General features: G+C 40.6%; 15 protein-coding genes and 1 pseudogene. All 16 read right to left on the reverse strand.

The window, feature by feature from the left end; genetic code table 11:
- Positions 1 to 486: 486 nt before the first annotated feature.
- The 16 genes and pseudogenes from JCM10596_RS30530 to JCM10596_RS30545 all read right to left on the reverse strand — a co-directional run bounded on the left by JCM10596_RS30530 (position 487) and on the right by JCM10596_RS30545 (position 14,272).
- The gene (locus tag JCM10596_RS30530; RefSeq protein ID WP_369345677.1) at positions 487 to 762 is read right to left on the reverse strand and encodes a PDZ domain-containing protein; all 276 of its coding nucleotides are present in this window, start codon (positions 760 to 762) and stop codon (positions 487 to 489) included.
- On the reverse strand, positions 663 to 1,670 hold the full coding sequence (locus JCM10596_RS26720) for a S1C family serine protease (RefSeq protein ID WP_234410585.1): 1,008 nt from the start codon (positions 1,668 to 1,670) through the stop codon (positions 663 to 665). Before JCM10596_RS26720 ends, JCM10596_RS30530 begins: the two co-directional genes overlap by 100 nt.
- 164 nt (positions 1,671 to 1,834) lie before the next feature.
- Complete coding sequence (locus JCM10596_RS26725; protein ID WP_369345676.1) at positions 1,835 to 3,160, reverse strand: ATP-binding protein; 1,326 nt, start codon at positions 3,158 to 3,160, stop codon at positions 1,835 to 1,837.
- A 90-nt stretch (positions 3,161 to 3,250) separates the two neighbouring features.
- Positions 3,251 to 3,952, reverse strand: a complete 702-nt coding sequence (locus JCM10596_RS20335; protein ID WP_025028681.1) for a response regulator transcription factor — start codon at positions 3,950 to 3,952, stop codon at positions 3,251 to 3,253.
- 156 nt (positions 3,953 to 4,108) lie between these two features.
- Positions 4,109 to 4,318 (reverse strand): annotated as a pseudogene (locus JCM10596_RS29650) (peptidase M3A and M3B thimet/oligopeptidase F); the annotation flags it as partial.
- 15 nt (positions 4,319 to 4,333) lie between these two features.
- The gene (locus tag JCM10596_RS26730; RefSeq protein ID WP_369345678.1) at positions 4,334 to 5,770 is read right to left on the reverse strand and encodes a M2 family metallopeptidase; all 1,437 of its coding nucleotides are present in this window, start codon (positions 5,768 to 5,770) and stop codon (positions 4,334 to 4,336) included.
- 47 nt (positions 5,771 to 5,817) lie between these two features.
- Complete coding sequence (locus JCM10596_RS20345) at positions 5,818 to 6,678, reverse strand: AraC family transcriptional regulator (protein ID WP_025028682.1); 861 nt, start codon at positions 6,676 to 6,678, stop codon at positions 5,818 to 5,820.
- A 79-nt stretch (positions 6,679 to 6,757) separates the two neighbouring features.
- Positions 6,758 to 7,492, reverse strand: a complete 735-nt coding sequence (locus JCM10596_RS20350) for a YjjG family noncanonical pyrimidine nucleotidase (RefSeq protein ID WP_025028683.1) — start codon at positions 7,490 to 7,492, stop codon at positions 6,758 to 6,760.
- A gap of 111 nt (positions 7,493 to 7,603) precedes the next feature.
- Positions 7,604 to 8,335 carry an ABC transporter permease gene (locus JCM10596_RS20355; protein ID WP_025028684.1) on the reverse strand — a complete coding sequence of 244 codons (732 nt, stop codon included), beginning with the start codon at positions 8,333 to 8,335 and terminating at the stop codon, positions 7,604 to 7,606.
- A gap of 2 nt (positions 8,336 to 8,337) precedes the next feature.
- Positions 8,338 to 9,048 (reverse strand): ABC transporter permease, encoded by a 711-nt coding sequence (locus JCM10596_RS20360; protein ID WP_025028685.1) that lies wholly within the window; start codon positions 9,046 to 9,048, stop codon positions 8,338 to 8,340.
- A gap of 1 nt (position 9,049) precedes the next feature.
- Entirely contained in the window at positions 9,050 to 9,955 is a 906-nt protein-coding gene (locus tag JCM10596_RS20365) for an ABC transporter ATP-binding protein (protein WP_025028686.1), read from the reverse strand.
- Positions 9,956 to 10,076: 121 nt separating this feature from the next.
- Positions 10,077 to 11,426 (reverse strand): sensor histidine kinase, encoded by a 1,350-nt coding sequence (locus JCM10596_RS20370; protein WP_025028687.1) that lies wholly within the window; start codon positions 11,424 to 11,426, stop codon positions 10,077 to 10,079.
- Positions 11,423 to 12,091: a response regulator transcription factor gene (locus JCM10596_RS20375; protein WP_025028688.1), complete on the reverse strand. Its 669-nt coding sequence runs from the start codon at positions 12,089 to 12,091 to the stop codon at positions 11,423 to 11,425. Before JCM10596_RS20375 ends, JCM10596_RS20370 begins: the two co-directional genes overlap by 4 nt.
- Positions 12,092 to 12,663: 572 nt before the next feature.
- Positions 12,664 to 13,041, reverse strand: coding sequence for a PH domain-containing protein (locus tag JCM10596_RS30535; RefSeq protein ID WP_051541393.1), 378 nt, complete (start codon positions 13,039 to 13,041; stop codon positions 12,664 to 12,666).
- Positions 13,034 to 13,333: a hypothetical protein gene (locus JCM10596_RS30540; protein WP_051541394.1), complete on the reverse strand. Its 300-nt coding sequence runs from the start codon at positions 13,331 to 13,333 to the stop codon at positions 13,034 to 13,036. The genes JCM10596_RS30535 and JCM10596_RS30540 overlap by 8 nt, the downstream gene beginning before the upstream one ends.
- Positions 13,334 to 13,600: 267 nt before the next feature.
- Entirely contained in the window at positions 13,601 to 14,272 is a 672-nt protein-coding gene (locus JCM10596_RS30545; protein ID WP_025028690.1) for a phospholipase A2 family protein, read from the reverse strand.
- Between the last annotated feature and the right edge of the window lie 48 nt (positions 14,273 to 14,320).

Here is a 14,320-nt window from a genome sequence, read left to right on the forward strand (position 1 = left end):
CTAGCGGTGAAAGTTGGACGCAAACAGGATTTACCCTAAGCCTTATAGATGGTGGTCGTACGTATGCTATGACGGTTGGAGGAAAATATACACGGAACAATATTAGTACGTATCATAATTTTTATATGGAATTCTATTGTAATGCAAATGGTAAGGTTGGTTGATGTGAAGAAAAACTACGCACTCCTTTCGGGTGAGTTCTCGCTTGCAAGAAGTAGTAAAGTCCGCAGAAGTTCGTTTTTGCAGGGGCGGCAAAACATCTGGGCAACTCACGAAGTGAGACTGGTTGCCGCTCTTTTTCCTGCTTCACTCTCTTCTGCTGGGAAGTGCTCGCTAAATCCTCAGGAGATCGTAGTTTTTCAGGGTTGCTAATGGAAAAAAGTTTAACACTGTGATGCTTTAAAACTGTATTGAAATTAAACTTTCTTTTGTTTTAGAAAAAAAGCCCTCATGCGGGCTTTTTTGCTTGAATGACCTGATCGCTTACTACTCGAAAATCACGCGAAGCTGTAGAGGCTGACCATCGCGATAAACCTTAAACTCTACTTCATCTCCCATATTGATTTCAGAATACAGGTATTTTCGTAAATGAGTGGTGTTTTCGATTGAGGTTCCATTGATGGCTACGATAACATCCTCCACTTGAAGCCCTGCTTGTTCAGCTACGGAATCTTTTTCAATTTGAACAAGGATAACCCTTGTGTCAGCTCTTGAGGGAGATGAGGGCGATAGGGCAAAGGAACTTCTTCCAGATTGACTAATTGAACACCAAGGTAGGGACGCGCCACCTTGCCTTTTTCAATAATCTCCTCAACGATAGGCATCACGTCTTCACTCGGAATGGCAAAGCCTAACCCCTCCACTCCGCTATTCATGATTTTCAAACTATTAATACCGATCAATTCGCCTTGCGTATTAAGCAGAGCTCCTCCACTATTTCCTGGGTTAATGGCGGCATCTGTTTGAAGAACAGGGAGCTCCCACTGCCCTTGCGAAGTGGTTACCGGAATGGTGCGGTTCGTCGCACTTACAATTCCCTGAGTAACCGTTCTAGATAACTCCATTCCGAGTGGATTTCCAATCGCTACGACGGAATCCCCTGGGCGAAGCACAGATGAATCTCCAAAGCTAAGTGTAGCTGGGGCTAAGCTGGCATCTATCTTTAAGACAGCTAAATCCATAAGTGGATCTATCCCCACAACTTGAGCGGATGTTTTTTCCCCGTCCATTAGCGATATCTCAATCTCTTTTGCCGATTCGATGACATGATAGTTTGTCACTATATAAGCGTCGGTTTCTGTTTTTTTGAAGATGACCCCCGATCCACTCCCACTTTCAGTAGGCTGTGAACTGGCAGAATAGAAAGGGTTCCTTTCTTGAATAGTAACCACTCCAACAATAGCCTGCGAAGCACTCTCAATCATATCTGCCAGATTGGAGCTCGGGTAGTTAATCTGCTGAATAGGTAATGAGCTTTCCTTCGTTTCCTCCATGACAAGTGGAGCTTCATTTTTCTTCTCTAGTGCCATTAGATCAGAAACTTGTCCCATATAGGGGGTAAGAGATAAGGTAAGCACCGAGCCAATGATTCCAGCCAGCAAAGGGGTCATGAATCCCTTTTTCTTCTTAGGTTCTTCTATTTTCTGATACGTTTCATATTGTTCTTCCATCACATACTCCTCCTCATGATCATTTCTTTGTCCATCTATCTCGTTTGAAATCTACTTTACTGTGGATAGTGAAGTGTATTGATTAGGTAGCGATGACCTAATCTTAGCTTCTAAATATGAACAAATTATGATCAATCCATGAAGAGATAATGAAATTTGACCGTTTAGTCCTCGGCTAAATCTGCCTCTGGCATTCGAATAATAAATGTTGTCCCCTTATCTTTTTCACTGACGACGTTAATGCTTCCCCCTTGAAGCTGAACCAATTGCTTAACAATCGATAGCCCCAAGCCAAATTCTCCGTAGGGATTATTGGTTCGGGATAGGTCTACCTTATAGAACCGTTTCCAAATCTGCTCGATTTCATTTGGATCAATCCCAATGCCTGTGTCCTCGATCTCTATGATCGTTTCCCTGAGTCCAGCTTTCCCCCGTAACGAAATAGAACCAGACGTCGTAAATTGGATGCTATTCTTCGTAATATTCATCAGAATCTGAATCAAGCGGTCATAGTCTGCGTAGATGACTACATCCTGATCAGCTTCTATCTCTATGCGGTTTTCTTTTTCCTCTGCTTGAGCAGCCAATTGCTCTTTAATAATTTCAAACACTTCGATCACTTGGATGGATTGTTTGTGGAACGTCACTTGGTTGGAACGTATTTTTTCATAATCTAGATTTTCATTGACCAGACGAATCAGTCGTTTTGTTTCCTGACTCACTAAATGAATCCCTTTATCCTTCTCCTCTTCCGCAATCATATGATTACGAATGCCCTCTATGACGCCACTAATTGTTGTTAATGGAGTTCGTAGCTCATGAGAAACATCCGCCATGAATTGCCTGCGGCGGTTTTCAAGACTTTCAATCTCCTCCTGAGATGCTTTCAGCTTTTGCGCCATTTGATTAAAATCCTCCGCCAATTCACCAACCTCGTCTGTAATCTTGGACGAAATATGGACATCGTAATTGCCGGCAGAGATCATCGATGTAGCGTCACGAATACGCTGAATTCTTTTGACATGGATTCGAGATAAAATCAAGCTGAGTAAAAAAGATACGGATAAGGCAGTAACAATGGTATAGAGCAAGTATTGATTGATTTGACTGATCATTTCCCTTGATCCACTAATAGGGGAGGTTAAGAGTATCCCACCTACTAGCTGACCCTCTATGGTATGGGGAAGCACCACAAAGGTCACTGCTTGATCAAAGCGCTTTAATTCATATTTACTGAAAACAGGCTGACCTGCTTTAATCGTGTTCCACTCATCCGGAGATAACGTAAATCTCGGAAAATCCGGAACTTCTGGATAGAAGATTTGCCCTGCATGATCAAAGAGCCCGAAACGAATATTTCTGGTATGCAGAACAAAGGAATAACGTTGTAACACTTGTTCTCTTGCTCTGGGATGCCTTTCTCCTCCATAATCAGCGATGATATGCTGTCCATAGGATGTTAATTCATCCACCTTATTCTGATAGACCAAGCTCTCTATATAATGAGCGAACAACAAGCTAAGGATCAGAAAGGCAATGAGAATAATGCTGATATGACTCAGGATGACTGGTACATGTATTTAATTCTCATCTGCCACAACCGACTCCTCAAATTTATAGCCTACTCCCCATATCGTATGAAAAAAAGGTTGGTTGGCACTACCCAGCTTTTTACGCAAGCGTTTAATATGGACATCCACTGTTCTTTCATCTCCATAAAATTGATATCCCCACACTCTTTCTAATAATTGCTCCCTTGAAAAGACTTGCTTTGGATGCTGAGCAAAGTAATAGAGCAAGTCAAACTCTTTAGGTGTGAGGTTAGGAACAAGCTGATGGTTAAGGAAAACCTCTCTTGTGTCCTTATTGATTTTAAAATACTTTGTTTCTAAGAGGTTCACCCCCTGCTCCGGTTTGGCATTGGTATGTCTTCGTGCTACTGCCTTGATTCTAGCCATTAAGGCTAAAGGACTAAATGGCTTGGTGACATAATCATCTGCTCCCATTTCCAAGCCTAACACTTGATCCGATTCCGTATCCTTGGCTGTAAGCATGATGATGGGGACTTGTCCTTTTTCTGCTCTTATTTTTCTACATAAGCTTACTCCATCCATGCTAGGTAACATCCAATCGATAATCAGCATATCCCAATTCTCACTCTTATAACGATGGTAGCCCTCCAGACCATCATGAACAAACTCTCCATTCATCCCCTCTTTGGTGAAAAACATTTCAAGCATAGAACAAACACTTTGGTTATCTTCAATCACCAGAATTCTCATGGAGTCCTCCTCTATCTGAGCTTATCTTACTTCACATTATAACGAATTTTTAAGTCATGCCATATCTTAAAGAAGATCTGATTGTTTGCTATAAAGTAGACTTTCATCAGATGGAATTTTCACTCCACCTGATGGTTAGTTGCCCTTATCTGCTTCTTACCGACGATTAGAACGAGATAAAAATTGCTGAGTGAAGTAAGAGGGATTTAAATGTTCACCCGTGGCTTTTTTAATTTTTTCATTCCAGTGTAAAGACGCTCCAGATTTAAAAATTTGCTCTCTTAAATAATGACCTACTTCCGGTGTAAATAAATCCTGTGATATCTTGTTTTCAATATACAATTGAAGCTGGGAAGCCGTAAGTTCTCCTAATAAATAATCCTAATAGCTAACAGGGGCTAGGGAGAAGTGCATTTTTGCAGCCCAATCTGGATGGCTCGTATCCTCAGGTGGATTGACAAATTGAATGGCTTGGACAATTTCCCACCAGCGCTGATTTAGATCTTGATCTGGATTTTCATATAATTCACGTTCAAAAAAGGAAAAAGTCATGATCCAACGTGCGGAAACCAGCATCTGACGTTCTAGCATCCTTTCTATTGATGAAGACGTATTCTTTAGTTGTTCCGTATCCATATCAAGGAAGCGTTTTTGCCAAGACAAGAGCTTATTCATTCGCCCAAAAAGAAGAGCAATTGCTTCTGTTGTTAACGTATGAGAATGGCAGCGCAGGACGAAAGGAAGATTCTGATCTATGTATTTATAATAAGCCGCATGTCCCAATTCATGTAATAAAGCTGTAGACCAAAACAAGCTCTGATCCATATTAACAAGGATACGTATGTCTCCTTGTCGATTTATATTCGTACAAAAACCAAATGGATTTTTCTGTGCACGAGGATACAAGTCACTTCTCTTAAGAATATCTTCAATCTCTAGCCCCATCGCCTGAAATGTATTCACGGCTACCTGCTCCAGATCCTTCCCCTGAAAGAAGGCATCCAAATTTACACCACTGACCGGCGGCGCCTCTTGAAAAAAGGGATCAACATAATGCCAAGGACGTAACTCTTCTCTTTTGACCCCAACCTTATTAGATAGCTCTTCATCGATTTCATTCTTCACTTCACGAAACACATGATCCGATTGATTCTTTAACTCTTCAAAAATCTTATATACCGTATGTAACTCTAGCTCCTGTGTTGCAAAACTCATCTGATAAAAGTTGTCATAGCCTAGTGCTCTGGCATCGCTATTTCTCTTACGCACCAAGGATAGGAGCTTCCCTTCAATTTCTTTTCCCACTTGCTTACTCGCTAACCAAGCTGCCTTTCTTTCGGTATTGTCCCTGCTATTTCTTAGAATGTCTAGCAGATCATTGTTGGTTACTTGCTTACCTGCAAGTGTCGGTCTAAAGGTATTAAACGTCATGGATATTTCCTTTTCAAGCTCTAGGGTCTGCGTTAAAGCATGTTGGGGTAGTTGATTTCTAACCATCTTATTATAAAAATCATCTAACTGACGACGTTGAAGGAAATCGAGCTGCTTATTTTCTCTAAAGCTTACCACTTGTTGAAAAGAGTCCCTGTCTGAAAAGTTAGCGAAGTAAGCTCCTAACGCTTTTTCATGTTCCTCACTCCATTCCTTTTTCCCCGTAGTTGCAGCCATCCAATTGCTATACACAACAGGCTTATAATATGCTTCCATCCTTCGATTCTGTTCTGCTAAAATTGAGTTAGCTCTTGTAAAGACATAACATAACGCCTCCTTATAAAGTAGACTCCTATCAGATCGAGTTCGAGATAAAAAGCAGTGGATTTCTGTATGAAGTCCACTGCTCGTCTACTGTTATTTCATATATTCAGCTATTTAATGGGAATCCAGATTTCAGAATAATAGTCCGGGCTCGTTACATCTGGACCCGTATAGACCTCTAAATCGGGAGTTCCTGCATGCTGATAGCCACTTGTAGGGAACCACTCTGAGATAATTTGCTTCCACCTATTTTGCATTGCCTCGGGCATCGGACCGTGCACTTCGAAAATCGCCCACTTAGAAGCAGGGATCTCCAGCACCTCAAATCCTTCCACAGCCTCTCCCTTATGGGCGACAGCAATCCAGTAATCCAGTGCATTTGATTTTTCCTTGCTTTTATCCACACATACTCCTAATAATCCCTTGAGTATTCCGTTGTTTAAGCTCACTAATTGATTGCTCGTTCCATTCTGATTCACTTCTCCCCACATTTTTGAGATACCAATCATATTTTCCCCATTCAGACATGAAAACTCCTGCTTCATTCCCACAACTTGAAATCCCTCGTGATCAACAATCTTGTATTGCATTGGTTCTGCTCCTTTCAGACTCACCTGAATGATCAGGCGGTGATAAAATGTCAGCTTTCCTGTATACTTCCGCACTCCACTAGGTGAAACGCCATGTTGTCTACGGAAGGCTTTGGAGAAAGCCTCAGGAGTGTCATAGCCATATTTATAGGCTAAATCAATGATTTTTTCGTTAGATCTAGATAGTTCTTGGGCGGCTAATGTTAAGCGACGACGTCTAATATACTCACCAACAGAAACATCAGTTAAGAGGGAAAAAGTGCGTTGAAAATGAAAAGCAGAAGAATGAGCCTGCTTCGCAATGGTTTCCATTGATAGCTCCTCTAACAAATGCTCTTCTATATAGTCTATAGCTTTTTGCAGTGATTCCACCCAAGTCATCTCACTCACTCCCTTACTTATCATCCTACCAATGCGTGCTATTTTCTTCCTGTCTATCTCTGCTGTCAATTGACAGGAATTATGAGGACAGATCTACGCATCGTTGTTTTTCATCCAAGGCTTTTTCTATCTGAAGGATAGGGTACAATTCATCTAATTGATGTATTTGATAGGTAGGGTCCACCCCTGTGTCATTTCCCTTCATTGCAGGATTATACCAACAGGTGTCTAGACCAGCTAGCTGCCCGCCTGTTATATCGGCACTTAGCGAATCGCCAATGATTAAGGTTTTCTCTACTGAAAAATGGGGAATACGGGCAAAGACATACTCAAAGTATTCCTTCATCGGCTTCTGATACCCTGTATCTTCAGAAACAAAAATATCTTTAAAGAAAGGGTGCAGTCCTGATTTCTGAAGGCGTTTGTACTGTGTCTGAGAAACACCATTGGTCACAATATAGAGATCGTAAAACTCTTGAAGGTGAGTGATTAATGCAAACGCACCTTGTACAAGCTGGGCTCCCTCCTCTAAATAATGACGGTATTTCTTTTCCACTAGAACTCCATCAACCTCATGACCATATTCCTTGAATAAGATAGAAAAACGAGTGTTAATGACCTCATCTCGACTTATTTTCCCTTCTTCAAAGGATTTCCAAAGGTTCTGATTTATTCTCTGATAGTCGCCTTTGATCTCTGAAGTCAGAGACATTTTTTGCTCTTCAAATAACCGATGTAAGGCAAGATTTTCTGCTGCACCGAAATCTAAAAGCGTATCATCCACATCAAATAATAGAGTCTGGTATTTTTTCAAGGGAATCTCTCCATCTTCTTTTTCGTTATCTACTCCTATTATCTATCCCACTGGAAATAAAAACAAGGGTGTAAGCCTGTACATCCCTTGCCTACACCCTCCATTATTCAACTAGATCGCCTTTCTCTTAAAATACCAAAGCCCTCCTAGGAAAAAGAGGATAAAACTCCCTCCTACAACCGTTAATACTTGATCCCAAGGAACATAGAAAATATCATCGGTATCTCCACCCACGTACATCATTAAGAAGGGTTGAGCCCAAGGGTAAAAGACCCCAAAACGCTCTGAATTAACGACCATGATAGTGGGTAACGTAAAGATCACATTGATAGCAAAAGGGATCGAAAAATGATTCCAGACCATCGACATCCAAAGCTGAAAAGCGATCAGAGGAAAGGTAGCGATCCAGCCTCCGAGTATGCTTTTCCAAATAATATCGAGAGGAAACGGGTCTGTATATCCTTTCAGCATTCCAACAGTATATACCGCGCATAAATAGAGAATTTGAATCAGGAACGTAATCCCTAGTAATACGGCATATTTAGATAGAAAAACTTCGCTTCTCTTAACCGGTAAGGCTAAGAGCTGCTTCCAGCCTCCTGCTTGATGTTCATAGCGGCAAATTAGCCCCGCTAACACCCCTGTCATGAGGGGTAAAAATAACAGGCAATACGTTAAGTTCATCATCATTAAGGTCATATACCAATTGAAGTCTGAAGCATCCATGTTAGGAAATTCAAAGCTTAATCCGATGAAAAGCCCGATCAGTGGTCCCGCCAGAATAATGGCGCTTATTTTTGATTTCCGTAGCTTATACCATTCCGATTGCATAATAGACAACACGTCTACTTCACGTCCCTTCTTGTAAAGTCAATCATCCCCAGAAAATAGACGAAGGCTCCCACTCCAAGCCCAAGCAGAACATTAATCCAAGGCTCATTCCAGTCGTTCATTAACGAAGGCCATTTCCAAATCATCCAATCTGGAAGCGAGTAAGAGGAATAGGTGAGGATCACACCTAATACTCCCGCTGTAATAGGAACGCCCTGATTCTGGCTGACCATAGAGATCCATAGCTGCAAGGCCAAAATAGGCAGTGCCGCGAAGAAGGGATAGAAGCTGATCTTGATTAATTCAAGAAAGGGAACCGACTCTTGAAAGCCTAAATACATTCCATAGCCATAACTAAACACCATTAATAAAGTGGATGATAGGAATAAAAAGAAGGCGACCACTGTAAATTTCGATACATACACCGCTCTTTTAGAAAGGGGTAAAGCAATTAGCTGTTTCCAAGCATTCGTTTCATTTTCAATACTGACGATAAAAGAGGTTAAAATAGCGATCCCTAGGACAAGGGCTAGTGGAGTAAAGGAATGCACGTTTAACAAATAATAGCCCCAATCATCCTCACTTTGCTGAAGCAAATAATCCTTGCGAACCCCGTAATTCACCATCTGCAAAGCGACAACTCCCAAGGGACCTAAACAAGTTAAAATCCAAAATCCTTTTCGCCTTGTTTTCAAGAAATCTGAACGCAATAAGTTGCCTAGCATATCATTGACCCTCCGTTGTCATTTGGAGAAAAATATCTTCTAGTGATTGTTTCTCCTCTTCTACACGGTAAATGGAGATCCCATCCTGTACAAGAAAGCGGATGGCTTGAGCAATTTTTTCATCTGAATGTTCTTGTAAATGAATCACTTCCTCTTGAACTTCCACCTTCATTCCTCTTGATAATAAGGCACGATGCGCATGAGCAATATTTCCTACCTTCAAGGCGATTTTGGGCTTAGCATGATTGCGCATCGCTTCAATAGAATCTTGAAAAATCATTTTTCCTTGGGACACAATACCAACTGTTGTTGCGATTTGATCAATCTCTGTTAGCAAGTGACTGGATATCAAAACCGTCATATCAAATTCACGAGGTAGCTGCTTAATTAATTGACGCATTTCGATAATCCCAGAAGGGTCTAACCCATTGGTTGGTTCATCTAAAATCAGTAACTCGGGATGGTGTAAGAGAGAAGCGGCAATTCCTAACCGTTGCTTCATCCCTAACGAAAAACCCTGTACCTTTTTGTTTGCCACATCACTCAAGCGTACAAGCTCCAATACATCATAGATTCTTGATTTAGGTACACCTAGGATGATTCTAAGCGCTTCTAAATTCTCATAGGCTGTTAAGTGAGGGTAGTATGATGGATTCTCAACAAGGGAACCCACTTTCTTGAGAATTTCTATTTTCTCGGTCCTTATCTCTTTATTGAAAATATGAATCGAGCCACTGGTGGGCTTCATCAGCCCCAAAAGCATTCGAATCGTAGTCGTTTTCCCCGCTCCATTAGGACCTAGAAATCCATAGATCTCTCCTTTAGGAATTTTCATATTTAAGTCAATAACAGCTTGTTCACGACCAAAACTTTTAGATACATTTCTTGTCTGTACAATATAGTCCATTTTGTTCACCTCACTATTTATCATAAAGAATAAAGGTTAAATCCCAATCCAAAGTAAGGTTAAATTTTGTTTAAAAAAAACGTATGGATAAGGAGCTAAAATCCCCCTTACCCATACGCTTCTACTTGTATCGCTTAATCTGAACCACCGTTCCTTGTTCAGTGGAGTGAATCTCCCAATCTAATCGCATTCCTCTAAGCATCATATCCACAATGGACAAACCTATCCCCGCTCCTTTCTCCACCGATTTATTTTCCATCCCCTTCCCTCGGTCCGAAATAACCACAACATCATAGCTTGGTGTTGATTCTGTTCTCACTTCAATATATTTCCCACTCTTGGCATGCCGTAAGACATTCTGAAAAAGGTTATCTACAACACGTCCCATCCATATAGGGTCAATTTCCCAAGTGATGTTGGCAAATGAATCTAAGGCAATGTGGATCTCAAACTCTTCTTTTTCAAATACTGGATACCATGAAGCCAACTGCTCCCGCAAAAAACGTCCCATGTTCATTTCTCTCGGTTCAAAGGCATACTTACTTGCCACAAGCAGGGTGTAAGACATGAGGTTTTCAATCAGCCTGTCTGTATTGGCAATAGACACCTCCATATTCTCGATCGCTTGCTTCCCTTCAAGTGATAAAGGCTCTTTTCCTATTGAATACGCTTGAGCTCGGATTTTGGTTAAGGGAGTTCGAAGGTCATGAGAGAGATTGGCAATTAGCTCTCGGCGTAATTGCTCTTCCTTCTGTTCTCGCTTTTTACTTTCTCGCAGCTCGTCCACCATATGATTAAAGGTTTCTTCCAGTTGACCAATCTCATCCTTTTTACTCACACTAATTTGAATAGGTAGCCCATCAAGATCCCTCATTTCCATGGCTTCCTGCAATTGTAGCAATCGTTTTCTAATGCTTCTAAAAAACAAAAACGAAAGGGTAATGAACAAGAAAATAATAGCTACTACACCTATAATTAAAATCGTTCCATATTGCTCATATACTTTGATCATGGGAGGAGTAAATACAGCTCTTGGGATTTCAAAAACAACAAAGCCTTCGTTCTGCTCTTCCCCCACAAAAGCGAGCACTGTATAGGGATCTCCTCCATAGCGTTCTTTCATAAAGCGAGCGGTATCTGTGACGCTCCAGTAAGAAGGCAAGGGATCTTTGGCACCTAGTTGCCCTTCTAACGCACCAGTTTCACCAACCCAAAACATGGTGGAATCAGGATACTGTTCCTTCCATTTAGCAAAATGCTGAAGCACACCTTCAACAGAAGGATTGTGCATTGCTCTCGCTTCTTGATGCCATCTTTGCTCTATCTGCTGTGTGTCTTTATTTCCCGGTTCTATTTTTTGATCTAAACTTGTAATGAAGATGGCAATAAATAGAGTAGTCATTTGAATAAGGAATAGGGCTACAAAAATAATAAGCATATATTTGGCCAATAAGGAGCGAAAAAACGTCATATTCTCACCCTATAGCCCAGACCACGAATCGTTTCAATAATGGTGGGATGCGCTGGGTCTTTTTCGATCTTTTCTCGTAAATAGCGGATATGAACCATGAGGGTTTTATCCCCTTCAATATAACGCTCTCCCCAAACTCCCTCATATAGCTGTTCCTTGGTTAAGATTTGGTTGGCATGTCGGATAAAATATTGAAACAAATAATACTGCTTTCCTGTCAGTTGAACCTCTTCTCCTGTTTCATTGTAGACGATTCTCATTTCCTTTGGATGAACCGTAATATGTTGAAGGACGAGCACATCCTCATTCTTCTGGAACCTTCTTAACAAAACCTCTAGACGAGCGGCTAGTTCATCTGGATGAAAAGGCTTGGTCAGGTAATCATCGGCGAAGTGTAGCCCTTCTACTTTATCCTCCACAGAGGTACGGGCAGAAAGCATAAGAATAGGTAAGTCTGCACGTTCTTTTTTAATCCGTCTGCCCAGCGAAAAACCATCTAAGCCAGGCAGCATGACATCCAGTATGACAAGATCTGCCGATGAGAGGTGGGCTTCCATCTCTTCCCCTGACTGTAGCCAAGTCACCTCATATCCTCTTTCCGTTAAGTCCTTCTTTACCCAACTGCCGATTTCGTTTTCATCTTCTATGTATAGGACAGAAATCATATATACACCTCTTTATCTATCAAGCATTATCTATATAGACATTATCTATTGAGCAATCCATACACGCACTTTCACTTCTTTATTATAGCATGCTATTTTACTGCTATTAGACTTTCGATGGAGCACAAAAAAACCGAAGGATGACAGATTCCACTCTGTCATCCCCCGACCTTACCAGCCATTTATTTATGGTCTTCCTCCATACAGAAAATTAGTCAAGTATCCCAAAAACATAAAGATAAAGAAGCTAAAAGTCATAATTACATTCAAGATGATTAGCTTTTTACTTTTTGCCAAAAAACCAAAAATGATACCTAAGGGATTCAGGATAAACGTAAGCAACCAATAACTTGCTGGTATTTGAAAAACAATATTGGGAATCCAACAAAGAATCCCTGCAATGAAACAGAAAAGCGAAAGAAACCACCAATGTGTTCTCTTTTGTTTTAATTCCTCCACGGTTATCACACCTTATTATTCATTTTTTAGGACCTGCACTGCGCTAGTAAGTACCTACAATTAAAATACTATACCCTACTGTACGCCGAAACCAAACGATATATTCGCTTCGGTTATTCTTCTTTTTTTGCATACCAATGGTAGTAGCGGACAGCCATTTCTTTTGGAATATCTTTCATTGTTGTTTCCCTAATAGGATCTGCTCGGGTATAGACACTAACAGAGGCAAGACCAAAAAGACGCTGTAAGAACGATTCTGTCACTTTACATTCCTCTATTTTTGAACGGGACGTTACAAATAGCTTTGTAAAAAATGCGCCTTTTTGTAATTGCATAAATGATCCATGAAGATGGTAGGCACTGTGTAAGCCGTTCAGTACCTGCGAAACAATGCTAATCGTGGATAATTTGAACTTTTGAGAGAGGGGTCCTTGTTTAGAATGAACGTATTGAACCTTGGTCATGGGAATAATATAATGACTTCTAAACATAGCCCCCCCCGTACTTTAGCTGAATATATTGAGCATCAACTTCGTATCGCCACGTGCGTTGACGATATACGGGTAGGAAAATAATTTCAATGATACTACTTATGAACCAGATGATCATCAGAGCATATGTAATATGACTGACCCACTCATTCCAGTGATAAAATCTCTGCAAGACTAGGACCACGAGTAGAACAAGAAACCCAATGAAATAAGTAATTACACCTGAAACCCTCCACATTTTCACAGCCTTGGGTGATATTTTTTGTTGTGGTTCTTTGATCGTATTCGTCATTATCTCTGCATCTCCTAGTTCATAAAGTGACAGCTTACTATATTAATAGTTCCTGATATAATCATATTAAAATACCATTAATTATAATTCAACTATATTCATTTACATTTTTTCTTATTTTTACTTTTTGTTTTGCTATAGAATTAAAAAATAGAATCCGTTCCATACGTCGTAAAATGAAAGCAGGGTGGAAAAACGAATCGTTTTTCCACCCTGCTGCTTTTTTAACTGGTCTTTGTTGATTCAACGTTGCTGTGTTATCTGTTATCACCTGCAAGGCGCTATTTTAAAATACGCACGAATAGCTAATGCCATATAATACTGTACACCTGAACCAAACGATTTATTCGCAATTCCAGTCGTAATGTAGTTAATTAAATTCGTATCGCAATTACAGCTAAAATATCCTTCTCTCTCATAACATTTATCATGCTGCATACATCCTCGATCTAAATGATCAATGGGAGTTCCTCCTCCATGTCCTGGTCCACACCAGTTTCCATAGATCGGTAGCTTAAGAGCTTCAGGGGAAAGCTCGTCCTTTTCTACGGCATAGTCAGCCACAGCTTGAGCAAAACTGTTTAGGTTACGACCTACCTCAATCACTTCTGGAGAAGCCCCATTTTCTACTGCTTTTTTTTCATCAAATGAAACTTGATTCTCCTTATCTAGAACAATATATTGCTCTAGTTCTTCTAGGATTTTGATGGCTTCCTCATCCTTGAGTTCTTCAAGCTTTTGGTCTGCGTAACAAGGTTTTTCCTGAGTCACTTTTTCATTTTGGGCTACACTTGTACTAGATTCGGAGTTACAGGGTTTTGTTTTCTCTACCGAAACGGCTCCCATTTCTCCCCTGACCGTCTGATCTTGAGCAAACACCTGGTTGGAAAAAGAGAATAGTAGAATGAAACACATAAAAACGACACATGCTTTTTTCATTTTGTTAACCTCCCTATATTATTTTGTTTGCTAGTCATAGGTGAGTTC

The organism is Caldalkalibacillus mannanilyticus JCM 10596 (assembly GCF_000615945.1).
GTDB lineage: Bacteria > Bacillota > Bacilli > Caldalkalibacillales > JCM-10596 > Bacillus_AT > Bacillus_AT mannanilyticus.